Source organism: Sorangium sp. So ce1036, assembly GCF_051369805.1.
Taxonomy (GTDB): domain Bacteria; phylum Myxococcota_A; class Polyangia; order Polyangiales; family Polyangiaceae; genus Sorangium; species Sorangium cellulosum_F.
The window spans coordinates 6,291,990-6,312,285 of record NZ_JBBMOX010000001.1 but is presented as its reverse complement, the minus strand read 5'-3'; the positions used below and the strand labels follow the sequence as shown (position 1 = coordinate 6,312,285).

The 20,296-nt window shown below is 68.7% G+C and carries 14 protein-coding genes; 9 read left to right on the top strand and 5 right to left on the bottom strand.

The features are described 5' to 3' along the window. Positions 1-119: 119 nt before the first annotated feature. From WMF31_RS23730 to WMF31_RS23720, 3 genes are all read right to left on the bottom strand, one after another. Positions 120-1,028, bottom strand: a complete 909-nt coding sequence (locus tag WMF31_RS23730) for an outer membrane beta-barrel domain-containing protein (protein WP_436604127.1) — start codon at positions 1,026-1,028, stop codon at positions 120-122. A 482-nt stretch (positions 1,029-1,510) separates the two neighbouring features. Next, positions 1,511-2,869: a signal recognition particle-docking protein FtsY gene (gene ftsY / locus WMF31_RS23725; protein WP_436604126.1), complete on the bottom strand. Its 1,359-nt coding sequence runs from the start codon at positions 2,867-2,869 to the stop codon at positions 1,511-1,513. Positions 2,870-3,030: 161 nt separating this feature from the next. Beyond that, entirely contained in the window at positions 3,031-4,812 is a 1,782-nt protein-coding gene (locus WMF31_RS23720) for a carboxypeptidase regulatory-like domain-containing protein (protein WP_436604125.1), read from the bottom strand. Positions 4,813-5,150: 338 nt separating this feature from the next. Here WMF31_RS23720 and WMF31_RS23715 point away from each other — a divergent pair, with 338 nt between their 5' ends. From WMF31_RS23715 to WMF31_RS23705, 3 genes are all read left to right on the top strand, one after another. Next, positions 5,151-5,963 (top strand): HEAT repeat domain-containing protein, encoded by an 813-nt coding sequence (locus WMF31_RS23715; protein WP_436604124.1) that lies wholly within the window; start codon positions 5,151-5,153, stop codon positions 5,961-5,963. 76 nt (positions 5,964-6,039) lie between these two features. Then, a complete protein-coding gene (locus tag WMF31_RS23710; RefSeq protein ID WP_436604123.1) occupies positions 6,040-6,321 on the top strand; it encodes a hypothetical protein in 282 nt (93 codons plus the stop codon). Between the two features lie 27 nt (positions 6,322-6,348). Beyond that, complete coding sequence (locus WMF31_RS23705) at positions 6,349-6,903, top strand: hypothetical protein (RefSeq protein ID WP_436604122.1); 555 nt, start codon at positions 6,349-6,351, stop codon at positions 6,901-6,903. Between the two features lie 78 nt (positions 6,904-6,981). On the opposite strand, the gene WMF31_RS23700 is transcribed toward WMF31_RS23705, so the two are convergent. Together WMF31_RS23700 and WMF31_RS23695 are read right to left on the bottom strand one after the other, a co-directional pair. Further along, positions 6,982-7,398 (bottom strand): YraN family protein, encoded by a 417-nt coding sequence (locus WMF31_RS23700; RefSeq protein ID WP_436604121.1) that lies wholly within the window; start codon positions 7,396-7,398, stop codon positions 6,982-6,984. A gap of 223 nt (positions 7,399-7,621) precedes the next feature. Continuing rightward, positions 7,622-8,479 carry a hypothetical protein gene (locus WMF31_RS23695; RefSeq protein ID WP_436604120.1) on the bottom strand — a complete coding sequence of 286 codons (858 nt, stop codon included), beginning with the start codon at positions 8,477-8,479 and terminating at the stop codon, positions 7,622-7,624. Between the two features lie 643 nt (positions 8,480-9,122). Between WMF31_RS23695 and WMF31_RS23690 the strand changes: the two genes are divergently transcribed. The 6 genes from WMF31_RS23690 (at position 9,123) to WMF31_RS23665 (ending at position 20,286) form a co-directional block, all read left to right on the top strand. Continuing rightward, positions 9,123-10,784, top strand: a complete 1,662-nt coding sequence (locus WMF31_RS23690) for a tetratricopeptide repeat protein (RefSeq protein ID WP_436604119.1) — start codon at positions 9,123-9,125, stop codon at positions 10,782-10,784. A gap of 91 nt (positions 10,785-10,875) precedes the next feature. Next, positions 10,876-14,712 carry a hypothetical protein gene (locus WMF31_RS23685; RefSeq protein ID WP_436604118.1) on the top strand — a complete coding sequence of 1,279 codons (3,837 nt, stop codon included), beginning with the start codon at positions 10,876-10,878 and terminating at the stop codon, positions 14,710-14,712. A gap of 29 nt (positions 14,713-14,741) precedes the next feature. After that, positions 14,742-16,175, top strand: coding sequence for a tetratricopeptide repeat protein (locus tag WMF31_RS23680; RefSeq protein WP_436604117.1), 1,434 nt, complete (start codon positions 14,742-14,744; stop codon positions 16,173-16,175). A gap of 243 nt (positions 16,176-16,418) precedes the next feature. Then, positions 16,419-16,691 (top strand): hypothetical protein, encoded by a 273-nt coding sequence (locus WMF31_RS23675; RefSeq protein WP_129347341.1) that lies wholly within the window; start codon positions 16,419-16,421, stop codon positions 16,689-16,691. A gap of 89 nt (positions 16,692-16,780) precedes the next feature. Next, positions 16,781-18,817: an AgmX/PglI C-terminal domain-containing protein gene (locus WMF31_RS23670; protein ID WP_436604116.1), complete on the top strand. Its 2,037-nt coding sequence runs from the start codon at positions 16,781-16,783 to the stop codon at positions 18,815-18,817. A gap of 554 nt (positions 18,818-19,371) precedes the next feature. Further along, positions 19,372-20,286, top strand: a complete 915-nt coding sequence (locus WMF31_RS23665; protein ID WP_436604115.1) for a tetratricopeptide repeat protein — start codon at positions 19,372-19,374, stop codon at positions 20,284-20,286. The last annotated feature ends 10 nt before the right edge of the window (positions 20,287-20,296 follow it).

The following is a 20,296-nucleotide window of genomic DNA, read 5'->3' as shown; positions in this document are numbered from 1 at the left end:
GCCCTGCCACCACGGTGCAGAGGCTTTGGACGAATCGACGCATCATGCCTGTCCCCGTCTTTGGCTGAATCATCCTATGTCTCGCGCTCGGCGTCCGCGCGTCCCCACGTCCAAAGGCCCTACTTCGGCAGCCGATACTCCCACGAGAACGGCAGGAAGACCGAGAATCCGACCTGCGCCTGCACGTTGTTGGTGAAGCTCGTCCCCTCGGCGAGCCACGTACTCTCATCCTGGGGGTTGTTCCTATCGACCGCGGGGTTCTCCAGCTCGTCGAAGAAGATGTAGTCGCTGACCTCGAACATCGCCGCGAACCAGCGGTTGAAGAAGATGCGGAGGCCGCCGCCGACGTGGAACGCGAGCTTCGGCTTCCAGTCGAACGTGCGGTTGTCCGGATCGACGACCGCCATGGGACGCGTCGAGATCGCGCCGACACCCCCCAGCACGAAGAAGTCGTAGTGGAAGATGAAGTCGCTGAATCCCGCGAACTTGCCGTACGCGGGGACGTAGGTGAAGTTCGCGTTCGCGTTCCACTGATACTCGGTGATCGGCTCACCGACACGCGCCGCCCTGCTCGTCTGGAAGTTGAAGTCCGACGGCGTGTTGAGGCCGGCGTACCAGTTGCCGTTGACGCCGATCGCGAGGACGTTGGTGAGATACCAGTTGACCGCGAGCCCCGGACCGTTGTGCCCGACGAACTGGTCGTTCATCGTGAGCCCGAAGTAGGGGTTCACCTCGAAGCGGTGATAGCGCAGCGCGTAGATCTGCTGCACCGCGTAGGTCTCGAGGTTCAGCTCGCGCGCCGCTTCCTTGTTCAGGTCGATCGTAGGGCAAGCCGACGGGTCGATCTTACAGATGTCCCCAAGCCCCGCATCCTCGTCAACCTCGCCCTCGGCTCCGACCTCGCCCTCGGCGCCGGCCTCGGGCGCCTCGCCCGGCTCCGTGCCCTCGGCAGGAGTCTCTGGCTCGTCGAGGTTGATTTCCTTGGGTTGCTCATTTGCATTTGGTTGAGCCGACGCCGTAAGCGGCACCGCAACCAGCGCAGCCGCAACGAGAAGCCCCACGCGAGCCTGGTTCATCGCCATCCCTTCCGAAGTCCGTGCGATGCGAGCATCGATCGCCCAGGTAGTACAGCTCCCTAACTACTCGAATTTATTGAACAAATCGGCCAACCGCCAAGCCCGAGGGACTATATCACGTCGAAAATAAAAGGATCAACAACCAAATCCTGAAGCCATCGGCGGCCGGGCGAGCTCCCGCGAGGCGCGCCCGGTGCACCCGAGCCGACATCCGCGAGTCGACGATCGGATTCGTTGCAGATTGACCGCATGATCGGATCTTCCTGTGCGCTCACCGAGGGGGCGCATGTCGATTGCGCCTCCTGGTCGTTCCGTGGCAGGGGGGCGGCGGGCGAGCCGGAGGAGCGCCCGGATCATCGCCCGTTTCTTGGACCGATGTCGATAGGAGTGTTTGGGCGGTGAGCGCGCGATCGGTCGGAGGCGCCGCGCCCTCGTCAGGCGGCGGCGTCCTCGGCGCCGTTGGCGCGCCCGAGCATGGCCTCGACGAACTCGTCGGGCTCGAACTCGCGGAGGTCCTCGGCGCGCTCGCCGATGCCGACGTAGCGCACGGGCAACCCGTGCTCGGCGCAGATGCCGAGGATGACGCCGCCCTTGGCGGTGCCGTCGAGCTTCGTGAGCACGATGCCGGTGAGGGGGAGCGCCTCCTTGAAGAGCGCGGCCTGCTGCATGGCGTTCTGCCCGTTCGTGGCGTCGAGCACGAGCAGCGTCTCGTGGGGCGCGCCCTCCATCGCCTTGTTCATCGTGCGGGCGACCCGCGCGAGCTCCTCCATGAGGTTCGTCTTGGTGTGCAGCCTGCCGGCCGTGTCGGCGAGCACCACGTCGGCGCCCGTCTCCTTCGCCTTCTGGATCGCGTCGAAGATCACCGCGCCCGGGTTCGCGCCGTCCTTGCCGCGCACGACCTCGCAGCCGACGCGCTTGCCCCAGACGTTGAGCTGCTGCACCGCCGCGGCGCGGAACGTGTCCCCCGCGGCGAGCACCACCTTCTTGCCCTCGGCCTTGAGCTGCGTCGCGAGCTTGCCGATCGTGGTCGTCTTGCCGACGCCGTTCACGCCGACCACCATCACCACGGTGGGCTCGGCCTTGAGCGAGAGCCCGCCGCCGGCGCCGACGCGGAGGATCCTCGCCGCGTGCTCGCGCAGCGCGTCCCAGACCTTGTCCGTGTCGGCGAGCTCGTTCCTGCTGAGCGCCGCGCGGATCTCGTCGAGCAGGAGCTCTGTCGTCTTCACGCCGACGTCCGAGGTGAGCAGCACCTCTTCGATCTGCTCGACGACGTTCGGATCGATCTCCTTCTTGCCGGCGAAGAGGGCCTTGAGCCGGCCGAAGAACCCCTCGCTCTCCCGGACCTTGGTGAGGCCCTTGCGGAGCCCCTCGACGTCGCGCTTGCGCGCGGCCGGGGGCGCGGTCTCCCGCGCTGGCCGCTGGACCGGCTTCTCGGCCGGCGCCTCGACCACCGCGGGCGGCGGCTCCTCGACGGCGGGCACGGGAGCGGCCGCCTCGGCGGCGGGCGGCGGCGCGGCGGGCTCCTCGACAGGGGCCGGCGCCGCCGCGGGCGGCTCCTCCTTCGCTTCCGCGGGAGGCGCCTCCTCGACCGGGGGCTTCTCCTCCGCCGGAGGTTTCTTCTCCGCCGGAGGCTTCTTCTCGGCGCGCGGTCTGTCCGCGGGCGGCTTCGCCTTCTCGGGAAGCTTCTTCGGTTCGGGGGACGCCTCGATCTCGGGTGGCGCCGCCTTCTTCGTGACGAAGTAGACGATCGCGGCCACCACGATGAGGCCGACGATAATTAGGGCGATTTCCACGTTGGCGTTCTCCGGCGGGGGAGCCGACTATATGGGACGCGTCCCGTACGTCAACGTGCGCTCGTCGGGCAGCGTCGATCTGGCCATCGGAGCGCCAGGTCAGCACGCCCGGCGCGGCGGCTGCGGCGGCGCCGCAGCCGCCGCGGGCCCGAGCGCTCGGCTCACGGGGTGAGCTGCGAGACGCCGGGCTTCGGCTCCTCCGCGCCGAGGTCCTCCTCGAGCCGCTCGTCGACGGGAGCGGGCCCGAACGCGGCGTGCTCGATCCGGGTCGCCCAGCGCTCCACGTCGTGCTGCTGGACCCGGCTCGCCACGCGGCGCACGTGCCCGGGCGTCGGCTCCGGCGGCCCCTCGAACGGCGCGCCCTGCCGCCGCGCCCAGCGGACGAGGCGATCGAGCACGGCGCGCCGCCGCGTGACCAGCGCGATGGCCAGCGTGCTGGGGGGCGGGAGCGCCTGCTCGTAGCTGCTGTGCGTCGGCGCGCGGACCACGAGCCTCGCGTCGCTCCGGTGCTCCGCCTCGATCTCGAACTCGCCGGCGTCGTCGGTCGACGCGCGCGCGACGACGCCGCTGCCGTCGAACGCGGGCACGACGATCGTGAGCTCCGCCCTCGCGATGGGCGTGCCGTCGTGCGCGTCGGCGACGGCGCCGCGCCAGCCGGTCGCGCGCTCGCTCGGCCCCATGATCCGCACGCCCGCGCGGCCGGGCGGAGCCGCGGCCTTCGGCTCCTTCGCGCGCTCCGCCGCCGCGCGCTTCGGAGCGCGGCGCCAGCCGCCGAGCACCCAGCCCGCGACGGCGAGGACGATCGCGCCGAGCGCGATCTGCCGCCACACGCCCGGGCCCGCGACGGGCACGTCGATCGCGAGCTCCGGGCCGGGGAGCCAGTAGGGCGCCGCGGGCACGTACCGCAGAGAGAGCGGGACGGTCCCTTCGCGCTCGGCGGTGAACGCGGCGATGACCCGCGCCTTGCCCGACGTGACGGCCGCTGCGCCGACGGGCTCGCCCGCGCGCAGCGCCTCGACGACGCCGCCGTCGACCGGGCCGCGCGACGAGCTCACCTCGACGTCGATCGGCACGCCTTCCTGCGCGCGCGCCGGCTCGAGCGGGTGCGAGAGCGCGAGCGTCACCTGAGCGTGCCGGACGATCGCCTGCGTGACGCTCGCCTTCGCGAGCGTGGCGCCGCCGTCGAAGCGCGCGCGCAGCGCGCCTCGCCCGGGGCGGTCGAGGCGCCCTGTGTCGAGCTCGAACCGCGCCCGGCCGTCGCCGCCGGTCGCGGCCTCCGCGAGCTTCACGCCCCGCTCGTCCTCGAGCGCGATGGTGAGGCGCTCGCGCTCGAGCAGCGCTCCGCGCGCGGGCCCCCGCGCGCCGCTGCGGTCGATCCGGAGCGCCACGGTGACGGTCTCGGACTGGCGATCCAGATCGATCGCGTCGAGCGGCGGATCGAACCTGAGGATCACGGACGAGAGCGGGGCCGCGAGCGCCTCGACGGGGATCCTGGCCTCGGCCGCGCCGTGGAGCTTGCCCCCCGCGAAGCGGACGCGCAGCGTCGCGTTCGCGAGCGGCGCGCGCCCTCTGAGGCAGAACGCGCCCCGCTCGTCCGTCACGATCACGTACCCGTCCCGAGACGCGCGGTGCTCGCGGGCGCGGGCCGCGCCGTCGGCCGCGCACCCCTCCGCGATCGGGAGCGCCACGGGCGCGCCGCCGGCCGTGATCGCCTGGATGGAGATCGGCGCCCCCGCGAGCGCGCTCCGCGCGTCGTCGACGACGCTGCCGCGCACCACGAACCCGTCGGGCTCGGTCCACGCCACCGCGTCGATCTGCGCGCTCCCCCGCACATGGATGCGGAGCGGCGCACCTTGAGGCTGCGCGTGCGCCGACGGCGTCGCGACGAGCAGGGACACCGCGACGAGCGCCCCCGGCCAGCACCGCCTCGATCCCTGCGTCACCCGCGAGCCTCCCGCGCTCCCCTCGTCATGTTGGTCCCGCATCATTCGTCATGCGGGCGGAGCCCGGAAAGGAAAAGCGGCGCGGCGCCCGCCCGCTCGCCGCGTACGCGCCGCGTGCGGTGGAGACGGTATCGTGGAGGTCATGGTCGTCCCGAGCCCCACATGCATCAGGCGTTGAACTCCCGCGAACCGCCGGCGTCAAACCGTTCAGTCCGGCGGCAGCGAGGGGTGACCGAATGCAAGAGAAGAGTACGAGCGTGTGCGCACCAGAATTTGCATCTGGATCCATTTTTCCGGTCGCCACGGCGGTGATGCGCTCGTGTATCGTCGCAAGTGGAATGCGTCGGCCCTCTCCTGCGCTCGTGTTGCTGCTCGTGACGCTCGTACTCTCGCTGTGGCCCACGAGGCTGCACGCCAATCAGCGGACGAGCTACCTGGCTGCGCAGCTCAAGTCCAACGAGGACTACCGCGTCCGCACGCAGGCGGCCCTCGCGCTCGGGGCGTCGGGGGACGACGCCGCGGCGAAGCCGCTCTGCGATGCCCTGGCGGACAGCAACGCGTCCGTCAAGGTCGCGGCGGCGGCGGCGCTCGGCAAGCTCGGCAAGCCGTCCGGCCTCGCGTGCCTCCAGCGGGCCGAGCCCCGGGAGCAGACGCCCTCGGTCAAGGCGCAGATCAAGAAATCGATCGCGGCGCTCTCGTCGGGCGGCGCCGCGGCCCCGCCTCCGCCGGGCGCGGACACCAAGTACTACGTGGCCATCGAGATCTCGAACAAGAGCGGCCGCCCCGAGTCGGAGATCGAGCCGCTCGTCCGCGCCGCGATGCAGGCGAAGATCCTCTCGAGGGCCGGCTACGCGGTCGCCCCCAAGGGCGAAACGGTGGCCCAGGGCAAGAAGATTCTGAAAGGCAAGAAGATGCAGGGCTTCTACCTCCTCGCCACGGTCGAGCCCGCCATCTACCAGAACGGCAACCTCACCCAGGTGGTCCGCGTCAGCATGTGGACCTATCCCGCGAAGGCGCTCCAGGGTGAGTTCGCGCCCAAGCTCACGCAGAGCGGCACCCCGAAGAAGGACGTCCAGAGCGAGAACGTCCTGATGAAGATGTGCGTCGAGAACGCGGTCGAGACCTTCCACAAGATCGTCGCCTCCCTGTGACGCCCCCGCGCTGCTTGAACTTGGCCCATTCAGTCCGTCACGATCACTGTCATCTCCAGCCAGCCTCGAGGATCCCATGAGCGACGCTTCCAGCACGGCCCCGCAGACCTCCGCGCCGGAGGTCAGAGCGCGCTACCAGCGGAGCGCGCGGAACTACCTGCTCGATCAGAGATTTCAGCTGAAATACACGGGGCTGCTCGTGGGGATCAGCCTCGCGCTGTCCGCGGCGCTCGGGACCCTCCTCTGGAACGCGAGCTCGAAGATCATCGAGCAGAGCCGGCGCGCGGTGGAGCAGGGGCAGGAGACCGTGCGTCAGGGGCAGGAGACCGTCAAGCGCGGCCAGGAGGTGATCGTCTAGAGCCGGCGGGTCAGCGAGGTCGTCGCGATGAACATCGCGAAGGAGTACAAGGACGACCCCGAGCTCGCGAGGACGTTCGGCGAGGCGGCGCAGCGCGACGAGGCCAAGCTGAAGGAAGAGCAGGCGCGGCTCGAGCGCGACGCGGCGACGCTGAAGCAGCGGGCCGGGGAGCTCGAGCGGCAGGCCTCCGAGGTCGCGCACAACCAGCAGATGCTGCTCCGCGTGATCGTCGCGCTCCTGTCGCTGCTCGTCATCGGCGTGGGGATCGCGGGCATCATCTTCACGCACAAGATCGCCGGGCCCATCTTCAAGATGAAGCGGCTCCTCCGCCAGGTGGGCGAGGGCAAGCTGGTCGTGCGCGAGAAGCTGCGGAAGGGCGACGAGCTCCAGCACTTCTTCGAGGCGTTCGAGAAGATGGTCGACGATCTCAGGGCCCGCCAGCAGGCCAAGATCGCGAGGGTGGACGCGATCGTCGAGAAGCTCGAGGCGGACGCGCAGAAGGGATCGAAGGAGGCCGAGCCCGAGGGCCTCGCCCAGCTGAAGCGGCTCCGCAGCGAGATGCAGGAGCAGCTCGACATGTGAGCCGGCCGCGCGCCCCGCGGCGGCCCGGGCGCGCTCGACCGACGGATCGGGCCGCGCAGCACCTCGTCAGACACACGCCTAGAAGGCCGCCTTCACGATCTCGACGGCGGCCTCGCCGCCCGGGAGGAAGGTCACCGACGCGGCGTCGAAGCGCATCCGCTCCACGCCGGGAACGCGCGAGAAGCGAGCGCGCCAGAGGCGCTCCCCCGCGCGCCGCACGCGGGCGCGCTTGCTCGCGTCGATGCTGTCGAGGGCGCGGACGTACGAGCCTGGACCGCGCGTCCGCACCTCGATGATCGCGATGACCGGGCCGTCGCGGGCGATCACGTCGATCTCCAGCCGGCCGACCCGCGCGTTGCGCGCGACGATCTCCATCCCTTGCGCCACGAGGCGCGCGACCACGGCCTCCTCGGCCCGCGCCCCGAGCGCACGCCGCGCGTCCGGCGGCGCCGCGGAGGACGGCGCGGCCGCGACGCGCGCCCGCGCAGCGGCCACCGGCCCGCCGCGCGGCGCGGCGTCCCCGGCGCAAGCACCTCCGGCGCGCTCGATCGCGGCCGGGGGGCTCTCCGGAGGAGCGCCTGCGCCGCGCGTGGTGCGCTCGGCGCCGTGGCGAGGAGGAGATGGGCTGGGTGTGTCGCTTTTGGGGAGGGCGCCGTCCGCCTGAGCGGGCGGCGCTCGTCGAGGGCTGCGCGGCGCGCGGTGGCCCGTCACCCGCAGCCTACGGGGTGCCTTCGCACTGCTCCGAGTTGTAGCGGCCCTGCACCTTGCCGCAGGACTGCTCGTTCTCGAACATGGATCCCTGCTTGATGCAGTACTTGCCGGTGATCTTCGCGTCCCCGAACCCGATGTTCGGCCGGATCTCCCTGCACTCGAAGCCCTGCGGGCACTCGCAGAAGTTGAAGTTCGGGTCCTCGTCGCCCTCGGCGGGGCCGCAGCGGCACGAGCAGTACACGGCCTGCTCGGCGTTCCGGTCCGAGTTGGCGGCGCACTGGCCGCAGACGGGCGCCGCGACGGGGTTCTCGGTCCCGGGCACGCAGCACGATTTGCCCTCGTTCTCTGCAGCCGACTTGGTCGGGTCCTGGCAGCCGTTGAAGCCCGCGCGGCAGAGGAACAACTTGCACACGCCCTCTCTGCAGTGCCAGCCGTCCTCGGCGCCGCCGGGGCAGTCCTCCGGGCCCTGGCAGCCGCAGAACGATCCCTCCGCGTTGCAGGTGCCGCGGACGCAGCTGTTCGGGTCCGCCGGATCGCAGTCAGGGGCGTACGTTCCCGACTCCTGGCAGTCCTGCTGGCTGCAATTCGCGTCGCCGTCCGGGTTGCAGCCCTTGGGCGCCTCCTGACCGAGCGGGCAGCTCACGCGCCCCTGGAAGTGGTTCACCAGGCAGATCCGCGTCTGGCACTGGAAGGACCGCGATTCGATGTTCTCTTCCGTCACCTTGAAGCCAGCGAACTGCGGATCGTACTCCTCTTCGGGCAGGCACGGGTCGCCCACGCCGCCGCTCTCACATGCGGAGGGCAGGCTGGCCATGGCGACGACGCTGAGCAGGCCGAGCAGGCCGGACAGAATGGAACGGGTCATCAGAACGTGCTCCTTCGGCGGCGGTGCGCGCCTTCGCCGGGGCAGAGGCGCGTGGACGGGAGGCAAGAAAACGCTCAAGTCGAGGTGCTCAGAGGCACAACGTCAGCGGTTGGACCCTAGACGAAGGGCGGCTGGAGCGTCAACAGCCGGATGGTGCGCGCTCCGCCGGGGGGTGGGGTCCGTCGCGGGCCCTGGCGTTCGACCCGGTCCGCGTCACGCGCTTGGCAGCAAACGACAACGCCGGCGGTACGCGCGGGGGCGACCGAGGGCGGCCGGCGGCGCACACCGGGAAGCGGCCGCGCATCGATTCTCCAATTCCACCATCGACTCCTACGCAGTGCGCCACCCCAAGCTCGACGCGGGGGCCGGTGTCTGAGCGCGGGAATGTCGAGCAGGCCGACGGTTGGCATCGCTTGACAAGCCGTGCGCCGCAATCCTACCATCCCCCGCCACGCGTAAGTATCCGTTGATTCTCATTGAAGTTTTTGGTTCTCGACCGAGTCGCCTCGGGGGTCTACGTCGCGCGCTTCCGGTGGGTGGAGCCGCGAACGGGGCGAAGGGGCCACGATCATTACGTCGCCGAAAGCGAGGAACGACGATGCGGAACCGGCTGGCGAGTATCTGCCTTGTAGCTTCTGCCCTGTTGCTGTCCCCCGTCGTGGGACACGCGCAGGCGGGGAAGGGTAAGCCCGTCGCGGCTCAAGGGGCGGACGCCACGGGCGGCAAGACGCCCAGGAACAACTCCGACGACGAGGCGGACTCGGGCCCCGTGACCGCGGGGCAGATGACCGAGGAAGCGGCGCAGGCCAAGCGGCTCTTCGACGGCGAGAAGTGGAGCGAGGCGGCGCTGCGGCTGAAGCGCGTCGTCGACGGCGACACGGGCGACGACGAGGGCAACAAGCAGATCGCGCAGTACCACCTCGCGATCGCCCTGTACCGGCTGCAGTTCTACCAGGCGAGCTACGCGATCTTCTCGCAGATCGCCGACAAGCCGAACCACCTCAAGTTCAACGAGACGCTGCTCTGGCTGTCCAAGCTCGCGACGCAGCTCCCCGAGCCGGCGGACATCATCGAGCGCGTCGGCAAGTACAAGACCGAGCAGATCGCGCGGTTCAACAACCCCCAGCAGCGCGACCTCTACTGGCAGCTCAACTACCTGCTCGGCCGCTACAAGTACCGGAACCGGAGCTACGAGGAGGCCATCAGCCTCTTCGCGAAGGTCGACCAGAAGAGCAAGTACTACGTCCAGGCCCAGTTCTTCAGCGGCATCTCGTACGTGCAGCTGCGCAAGTCGGTGCCGGCGGTCAAGTCGTTCCAGCGGATCGTCCAGGCGATCGACGACGGCATCGAGGGCGTCGAGGACGAGGCGCGCATGCGCGACCTCGCGTTCCTCTCGATGGCGCGCACCTACTACTCGGCCTCCGTCCGGCTCGACGACAACAACGTCCCGACGATCGACGCCGCGCGGCTCTCCGCGGCCGTCAAGTACTGGAACCGCGTCGACGTCGCGAGCGAGTACTGGCTCGACAGCCTCTTCGAGCAGTCCTGGGCGTACTTCATGGCCGGGCTGTACCCGCAGGCGCTCGGCAACATCCACACGATCGAGTCGCCCTACTTCCCGAACTCGTTCTATCCCGAGGCCGACATCCTCAAGGCCGTCGTCGCCTTCACGATCTGCCAGTACCAGGACGCGACCGTGATCGTCGCGAAGATGCAGAAGAAGTACGAGCCGATCAAGAAGGAGCTCGAGGCGATCCTGAACCGCTTCAAGGGCGAGGGGAGCGAGGAGCAGTTCTTCAAGTTCCTGAGGGACGTGCGCGCCGGCAAGGCCAACCTCTCGCCGACGGTCCGCCCGATCGTCGAGAACGCGCTCTCCGATCGGCAGCTCCTCCGCAACCTGGAGTACGTGCGCATCCTCGACGAGGAGGACGCGCGGTTCAAGAAGGCGCCCGCCAACTTCCGCAACTCTCCCGTGGGCGCCGACGTGACCGACGCCCTCGATTTCGCGCGTGGCCTCGCGATCCGGAACGCCGGCACGCTCGGCCGCGAGCGCTACCAGCGCAACCTCGACGAGCTCAACGAGCACCTCCGCGACTCGGCGAAGATCCTCATCGACATCACCGCGGCGGAGCGGAACAAGCTCAATCAGCAGGTCGTCAGCGGCCAGCTGTCGAAGGAGGAGGCGCTCACCTACGGCGTCGTCAAGCCCGACGACGAGCACGTGCTCTGGCCGTTCGATGGCGAGTACTGGCGCGATGAGCTGGGCTTCTACCGGCAGGTCGTGACGTCGAAGTGCAGCAAGTGAGCGGTTTCATCATGGTTCGCCCCGCGGCGCGCGTCCGCGGGGCAGGCAGCGCTTCCCCACGAGGGTCCGTGGCGGAGGGACGGAGATGGACATGAAGCAGTCGAAGTTCGATGTACTGCATGCGCTCCGCGCGGCGGCAGGCACGTTGGCCGTGGCAGCGTGCGCGGTCGCGACGAGCCCCGCGTCGGCGGCCGACGCGTGCATCACGCAGCCGGCGAGGGACGCGATCGCGGCCTGCCCCGGCGGCAAGCTTCAGGTGTCGGCGGGAAAGAAGCCGCAGGTCAGCTTCAAGTCCGCCCCGCAGGGGATCAAGCTGAAGAAGCGGGACGATCTGACGAAGCCCGCCAACCCGACGGCCTCGCAGGCCACGGCCCAGCGCGACGAGCGGCGGAACCGGCTCGCCCCGAAGGTGCGGAGCCTGCTGGTCACGGAGATCCAGGGGCTCGAGAGGCTGTACCGCTCGACGCCCAAGAACGCCCCGGACCGGCCGAAGCTGATGCGGCGGCTCGCCGAGGGCTATGTCGAGCTCGAGTCGGCGGCGTTCCGTGACAAGACCGAGGGGCAGATCAAGGCGGACGAGGCCAAGCGGAAGAGGAACACGAAGGCGGCCGCCGCGATCCGGGCCGAGGTGACCAAGGCCGACAAGATCCTCGTCGCCGCCCGGCAGGCGGCCATCAGGTACTACACGCAGCTCAAGACGCAGTACCCGAAGTACTGCCAGAGCACCAACGCGGCGGATCCCGCGAAGAGCACGGGCTGCACGGACGAGGTCCTCTATTACCTCGCCTACGAGTACGAGCAGGCCCAGCAGCTGGATCAGGCCCGCAAGGTGTACTTCGAGCTGATCCAGAACTGGCCCAAGTCGAAGTACATCCCGAACGCGTACCTCGCGTTCGGCGAGCTCTTCTTCAACGAGGCGCAGGGCGATCCGACCAAGTGGCAGCTGGCCGAGCAGTCGTACCTCGAGGTCACCAAGTACCCGCCGCCCGACAACAAGGTCTGGGGCTACGCCCACTACAAGCTCGGGTACGTCTACTGGAACAAGGGCGACTTCGCCCGGGCGATCAGCGAGTTCAAGAAGACGATCGAGTACGGCCAGCAGTTCGCGCAGATGCCGAACGCGGCCCAGCTCGCGATCGCGGCGCGGCGCGACATCATCCCGGTCTACGCGCTCGCCGGCGATCCGCGGAAGTCCCACGACTTCCTCCGGCCGCTCAGCGGGGACAAGAAGGGCAGCTCCGAGAAGACGTTCAAGATGATGGACGACCTCGGACAGAACTACCTTGACACCGGCCACTACCGCGAGGGCATCGAGCTCTACACCGACCTGATGACCCGGGACCGGGGCCCGAAGTACTGCGTGTACCAGGGGCACATCACCGAGGCGACGCTCGCCATGAAGTCTGGCAACAAGGACCAGATCATGGGCGAGCTCGGGCGACAGCTCGAGGTCCACAACAAGTTCCAGACCGAGGGGCACCCGGCGGACGCCAAGCTGAAGTGCTCGAACATCACGGCCGGTCTGATGACCGAGACGGCGATGGCCTGGCACCTCGAAGCGGTCGGCTCGGGCGGCGTGCGCGGCACCGGCGACAAGAAGACGATGCAGCTCGCCGCGCAGCTCTACGACAAGGTCGTCAACAACTTCAAGCAGGAGCAGTTCGCGAAGTTCGAGTTCCCCCGCATCCTGAAGGAGGACTGGCCGAACATCTTCAAGATCAAGTACGCGATGGCCGACCTCCTGTACTTCCAGAAGGACTGGGCCAAGTGCGGCCCCGCCTTCGACGCGGTCGTCGCGGAGGATCCGAACGGGCCGCAGGCGGCGGAGGCCGCGTACGCCTCGGTGCTCTGCTACCAGAACATCTACACCGAGACCCACAAGGACGGCTCCGACAGGAAGGGCTCGGGCAACCTCCCCGATGGGGGGACGGGCAAGAAGGGCGAGAAGGCGAACAAGGCGAAGTTCCTGCCCAAGGACTTCACCGACAGCCAGAAGGGGATGATCACCGCCTTCAACCGCTACGTCTGCTACATCAAGCCCGGCCCGAACGACAAGGAGGCGCAGGAGCAGTACGTCGAGGTGAAGTACGCGCGCGGCCGCACGTACTTCGAGGCGCAGCACTGGGAGGAGGCCGCGCTCGCGTTCCGCGACGTGGCGCTGAACCACGCCGACAAGGAGGTCGGCATCTACGCCTCGCAGCTCTACCTCGAGTCGCTCAATGTCCTCGGCGCGAACATGGATCCGCCGCGTCCGTCCTGTTACGACGACATGGCCGCGGATGTGCCCAAGTTCATCGACCTGTACTGCAAGGGCGGCAAGGAGAAGGAGAACGAGGAGCAGTGCGGGATCCTGATCCGGATCCAGCGCGACATCGAGCGTCTGCGCGCCCAGAAGCTCGTCGAGGCGGCGGATGCGTCCGGCGGCGTCGAGGCCCTCAAGAACTATGAGAAGGCCGCCGTCGCGTACATGGACATGTGGAAGAAGTACGGCGAGGCCGCCTGCGAGGCGAAGCAGCCCGCGTGCGAGAAGAGCGAGGAGATCCTCTACAACGCCGCGAAGGCGTTCCAGGCCGCTCGCCTCATCGCCAAGTCGATCGCGGCGCGGAGGATCCTGCTCAACCCGAGGTACAACCTCCACAACACCGAGCTCGCGAAGATGGCGATCTACGAGATCGGCGCCAACTACCAGGCCATCGCGGTCTACGAGGAGGCGGCCAACTGGTACACGCGCTTCGCCCGCGAGAACCCGAAGATGGAGAAGGCGCCGGAGGCGCTCCAGGACGCCATCGTGCTGCGGCTCGGCCTCGGCCAGGAGGAGCAGGCGATCAAGGACGCCGACCTCTTCAACAAGAACTACGGCAGGGCGAAGCCGGCGCAGACCGCGCAGATCGCGTTCGCCATCGGCGCGCACTACATCGATCGCGAGGACTGGGAGCAGGCCCGCCGGCGGCTGTCGACGGCGATGAGGCAGATCGATCGCAACGCGACGTTCGACATCCAGGTGCAGGCGCACGCGATGCTCGCGCGCGTCATGCTGCAGACGAAGAGCGTGACGCCGGCGAACGCCGAGTACAACAAGGTCCGGAACTACTGGAAGGACCCGGCGGCGGCGATGAAGAAGATCGACGCGATCGGCGGCGACGAGCAGGAGAAGCTGCGCCGGCTGGGCAAGGTGCTGACCGCGGTGGGCGAGGCCTACTTCCACTTCGCAGAGCAGAAGCGGAAGGAGGTCGATAAGATCAGGTTCCCCGAGTACAAGGGCCCCGGGACGCGCGAGCACGTCCTCAAGCACATCAACACGAAGGTCGCCGACTGGGTGAAGAAGAAGCGCCCGGCGATCGAGGCGGCCGATCGGGAGTACCAGAAGATCCTCAAGCTGGAGCCCACGCCGCCGCCGAGGTGGGTCATCGCCGCCGGTGCGCGCGTCGGTCAGATGTGGGGCAAGTTCGTCGCCGAGTTCCGGGCCGCGCCCATCCCGAAGGAGTGGAAGGGCCACGGGTTTGTGCCGGGCACCGACGTCTCGTACGACGAGATCCGGGGCGAGTACTACTCGCGCCTGGACGAGGCGAGCGAGCCGCAGAAGCAGATCGCCAAGGGCGCGTTCAAGACCTGCCTCGATCTGTCGGTGAAGTACCAGTACTTCGACGAGTACTCGCGCACCTGCGAGGTGTGGCTCTCGAAGAACTACGGCGCCGAGTACCACCTCATCGATGAGTTCCGCGGCTCTCCGTCGCGGGTCAACTCTGGCCTGAGCGACCGTCCCGCGCCGCTGAACCTCGACGGTACCCCCTACCGCGAGGCGCCGGCTGCCACGGACGGGCCCGCTGCCAAGGGGGATGACGAGGAGAAGAAGGAAGCGCGCGGCGCGTCTGCCGCTTCCAAGGAAGGCTCGGCGCTCGATCGGGCCACGACCCGACCCAGGAAGTGATGGAGCGAAACATGAGAAGCATCACCTCATTGGCAGCGGTTGCGGTGCTCCTGCTGGCCGCGGCGGGTTGTGGCGGCGGCAGCGCCGGCGGCTCGGCGAAGGCGGCGAAGGACCCCACGACCGGCAAGGCCCTCACCGACAGCAAGGGCAACGCCGTTTCGGTCGCGGCGGCCAACAAGTTCAAGACGGCTATGGATTCCATGGTCCAGCACGACAAGGCCGGGGACTGGAGCGCGGCCACCTGTAGCTCGACGGCCCAGCTGTTCATGGACGCGGCGGACGAGCAGGGGGACAAGACCTTCGCCGAGGCCATCTACAACGCGGGGCTCGCGTACCAGCGTTGCAAGAACCACGCGGAGGCGAAGAAGTACTTCCAGCAAGCGCTCCAGACGAACCCGAAGTTCCATCCCGCGCGGGTCCAGGTGGCGCTCTACAACTTCGCCGAGTCGGGCGAGAAGAACATCGACGCGGCGATCAGCGAGATGCGCCAGGCCGCCGTCGTCGACGCGCAGTACAAGAACGTCGAGGCGCTCGTGCACCTCGCGCTCCTGTACATGAAGCGCGGCAACAACGTCGCCGACAGCGATGGCCCCAACGACTTCCAGCGCGCGAAGCGGTACATCCAGAGCGCGTTGGCGGTCGACGACTCGTTCATGCCCGCGTTCAATCAGCTCGCCATCTACTACCTGGAGACGGCGAAGCAGAAGGCCGGCAGGAGGTCGGGCAAGGCGGTCGCGACGAGCGGCAGCAGGCAGAAGAAGGTCGACACGCAGGCGCTGGAGCTCGCCGCCCTGGTCTGCTCCCAGGCCATCCGGAAGAACCCGAACTACGCGCCCATCCACAACACCGCGGGCATGATCCAGGTCGAGCTCTCGAACCTGAACGGCGCCGTGCAGGAGTTCAACACGGCGAGGCGGCTCGACCCGACGTTCTACGAAGCGCAGATGAACTACGCGGCGGTGAACCTCCAGTTCCGCGGGTTCAAGCAGGCGGAGGAGGCGTACCGCGCGGCGCTCAAGATGCGGCCGAACGACTACGACGCTCACCTGGGGCTCGCGCTCGCGCTGCGCGGTCAGATCGACGACGCGAACTTCGACAGCATGGTGGCGGCCGCCAGCGCGGAGCTCGAGGCCGCGAAGCGGGTCGCGCCCGATCGCCCCGAGACCTACTACAACGAGGCGATCCTGACGCAGGAGTACAAGGCGAAGTCGGGGGGCAAGTCCGCCGAGGGCGCGCTCATGGCGGCCAAGGGCCTGTTCGGTCAGTTCATCCAGAAGGCGGGCGGCAACGCGGAGTTCGCTGATGCGGTGAAGCGGTCGAAGGAGCGCATGGAGGAGATCGACCAGATCATCGCCTTCAACAAGCAGACCGAGGCCGAGCGCAAGGCGGCCGAGGCCGACATGAAGACGAAGGAGGCCGAGGCGGAGGCCGCCGCCGGCAGCGAGGAGGGGGACGCTCCGTAGCCGGCCCGCAGCGCTTCGTTCAAGAGCCCCCTTCTCTCTCGCACCACGACGGAGAGGGGGGCTCGTCACTTTCTTCGTGTCTCGCTGGGTCGCTGGGAACCTTGGGTCCCGTCGGTTGTCGAGGCGCTCGTGGGTCGCATCTCCCCGGTGCCTCGACGGTGCGTGCGAAGCTGGTTGACCGACCGTCGCGCGCGGCGGTACAATGGCACTGTAACTGCGTCGAAACATTTTGAGGAGGCTGAAATGACAGGGTTGACCCGTTTGGGTGCGGGAGTCGTGGCTGCCGTTCTTGTGAGCGCGGTTGCCTCTTCGGCGTTCGCGCAGGACGTCAAGACGAGCGCGGGGGGCAAGGAGGAGGGCTACGGGTACGAGTTCTCCGATGATCCGCTGAACGCGGGTGGTTTCGGCCCCAACGATGCCACCATCCGCGTGCGTCCCGGCCCCGTCCGGACGACGCTGATTCGTCCCCGCACCTCGTTCGTCCCCGAGATGCTCAAGTCGGTCGAGAACCTCTGATGTATCGGGCAGGTTGGCTCCTGCCCTATCGATTTATCCCCCGGTGCTGGGGGTGTGCGCCGCGGGGCGCATAGGGAAGGCTGGCGGAGATGGAAGGCAAGCAAAGGGTCGCTCTCACATTTGCGCTCTACCAGAACGAAGCGCTCGTCCGTCGCGAGACGATCTCGCAGGATATCGTCAAGGTAGGCAAGGACGCGAAGAGCCATCTGCGTGTCGACGACGAGCTTGCCTCGCGCATGCACGCGGTCATCGAGGTCGCCTCCCCGCAGGACATCACGCTGATCGATCTCGGCAACGAGCCGGGGACGATGGTGAACGGGGCGCGCGTCAACAAGTGCAAGATCAGCCCAGGCGATCAGCTCCAGATCGGCGGCACGAAGATCATGCTGGAGCGCGCCGAGCCGGTGGCGGTCGCCGCGGCGGCGAGCCCTGCCGCGATGCCGGTGCCCGCGAATCCGTTCGCCGCGGCGCCCGCGAACCCGTTCGCCGCGGCGCCCGCGAACCCGTTCGCCGCGGCGCCCGCGAACCCGTTCGCCGCGACCGCCGGCGGGCCAGACCCGTTCGCCTACAACAACCCGTTCGCGCAGTCCGCGGCAGCGGTCGACGAGGTGCCCCCGGACGCGCCGGAAGGATCCTACACGTACACGCTCGTGAAGAACGGGCCGGACGTGCCCAACGAGGAGGTCGAGGTCCCGGCTGCCTCCGTCGAGGTGATGATCCTGTGGGACGCCTCGGTGCTTCACGTCGCGCACCTCACCCCGCCCCGCTCCTTCTACGTCGGCGAGGAAGAGGGCAAGAACTTCAAGTGCGACTTCTTCATCCCGTCGGAGAAGCTGGGTACGACGCGGGCGCCCATCGTGCTCGCGGATCGCAGCGGTTCCGTCTCGGTGGTGCTCCTGCCGCGCGCGACCGGGACGATCGAGATCCCCGGCCAGGCGAAGATGACGCTGCAGCAGGCGATCGACACGGGTCGCGCGCAGCCGAGCGCCGAGCTCTCGGGCGCCTACCAGATGGCGCTCCCGAGCGGCGGCAAGGCGAAGATCGAGCTTGACGGGATCGCCTTCCAGGTGGCCGCGGTGAACGCGGGCAAGGTCGTCGCCGGGCACTTCCAGATGGACACGCAGAGCCTGCTCTACACCGGCCTCTCGATGGCGGTGCACCTCGGGCTCCTCGCGGCCATGGCCTTCTTCATGCCGCCGCTCGGCGCGACCGATGAGGACGGCATCTCCGCGGATCAGCAGTTCCTGATCCAGCAGTACCTCGCGGCGGCCGCCGAGAAGGAGATGGAGGAGAAGGAGACCGAGCAGATCGCCGAGAACGCCGCGGACAACAAGGAGGGCGGCACCGGCACGCGCGCCAAGGGTGAAGAGGGCTCGATGGGCAACCCGAACACCAAGGCGACCGGCAACCGCTACGGCGTCCAGGGCCCCGCGGACAACCCGGATCCGCACATCGCCCGCCAGGCCGCGCTGCGCGATGCGGCCGAGTTCGGCATGATCGGCCTGCTGAACGCCGGCGCAGGCGGCGATCCGAACGCGCCGACCGCGCCGTGGGGGCGCGACGATTCGCTCGGCAACGACCCGCTGAGCGCCCGCGGCAACATGTGGGGTGACCAGATCGGTGACTCGTTCGGCGCCGGTGGCCTCGGCCTCTCCGGTATCGGCGAGGGCGGCGGCGGGCGCGGCGAAGGCATCGGCCTCGGCTCGATCGGGACCATCGGCCACGGCGCCGGGACCGGCACGGGCCAGGGCTTCGGCTCGGGGCACGGCCGGCTCGGTGGGTCACATCGTACGAAGCCGCCTCGGGTGCGCATGGGGGCGACCAGCGTGAGCGGCCGTCTGCCCCCCGAGGTCATCCAGCGTATCGTCCGCCAGAACTTCGGTCGATTCCGTCTCTGCTACGAGAACGGCCTCCGGAATAACCCGAACCTTCAGGGCCGCGTGGCGGTGCGCTTCGTCATCGGCCGCGACGGGGCGGTGTCGAACGTGGGCAACGGCGGTTCGGATCTCCCGGACAGCGGCGTGGTCTCCTGCGTGGTTCGGGCGTTCTACGGCCTGTCGTTCCCGCAGCCTGAGGGCGGTATCGTCACCGTGGTTTACCCGATCATGCTGAGCCCGGGCGGCTGAACTCGTCAGGGCCACCTGGCCTTCGAACGCCCTGCGCGTCTCGCGCGGGGCGTTCGTCATTTCAACGCCGGACGCAGCAGAGCCACGCGAGCGTGCTCAACAGTTCAGCCCGACACGCCCCGGAGCGATGGGGCACGAGGTGTCATCGTGCCTTGCCACAGGGCTCTGGTCGCTCGCGCCCCCGCGACGCCGCGCGGCGCGACGCCGCGCGGCGCGACGCCGCGCGGCGCGAGGCGCGGGGGGCGGAGCCCGGCGGCGAACCCGGCGCGGACCGCGCGAGGGTGAGAGCTGAAGCCCTGGACTTCCGCGGTTGGCTCCGCCTATTCTCGCGACGCCGCGCGTGGTTGCACGCGCGCCACCTCAGGACGCTGTTGACGGTGCCACACGGAGCGGCGCAGCCCGGCTCCGGGATTGCTGACGGAGCGGCGCAGCCGCCTTCGGGATTGCTGACGGAGCGGCGCAGCCGTCTCCGGGATTGCTGGAGAGGGGCGACGCGACGCCCACGGTCAACGTTAGGAGCCGGCGGAGCCGATTCCATTCGAAAGGTGAGGTCGATGAAGCTTGGGGCATTCTTGATGGTCGGACTGGTCGCGACGAGCGCGGCCGGGTTGGGCTGCAGCCGGCACCGCCAGGAGGCCGTCATCCTGGCGAATCGGGCCGACAAAGAGGTCGCCGTCAACCCCGACGGTGCGGCCAACAAGTACGAGCAGGCGACCAAGCTCGACCCCACGAACCACCGCATCTTCTTCAAGCTGGCGATGGCTTACAAGAAGAAGGAAGAGTGGGACAAGGTCGCATCCACGCTGGCGCGCGCCACACAGATCGCTCCGAAGTTCGCCAACTACTGGTTCGAGCGGGGCTGGGCTCTCGAGCAGCAGGCGAAGAAGAAGACGATCTCCTACGAAGAGGCCAAAGAGCCCTACCAGAAGTGCATCGAGAACGATCCCAACTTCGCCGACTGCTACTCCCAGCTCGGGAACGTTTACCTCTGGACGGACGACGAGCAGAAGGCGCTGGAGAACCTCACGAAGGCGATCGAGCACAACCCGAGCGAGATCCGCTACTACGCGGCGCTCGCCGACCTGTACATCCGCCTCGGGTACACGAAGGAGGCCGAGCAGGTGCTCAAGGAGGCGAAGTCGTTCGCGAAGCAGGGGGACCGGTACCTCTTCGGGATCCACAGCCTGCTCGCGTCGGTCTACCAGGAGCGAGGGTCCACGGCCGAGATGGTGGCCGAGCTCGAGGCCGCCCGGGCGGTCGCGCCGTCGGATGGGCCCGAATCTGTACAGATCCTCTGGAGTCTTGGGAGCACGTACGCGACCCTGGAGCCACCGCGTAAGCAGGAGGCCATCCAGATGCTCAAGGGGTTCACGTCGCGCGCATGCAAGGGGTCGAGGGCGGCGAGCTTCAAGACCGAGTGCGAGACGGCGCAGACGCTCGTCGCGAAGCTCGGGGGCACGGGGCCGTGATGCCGCGCGC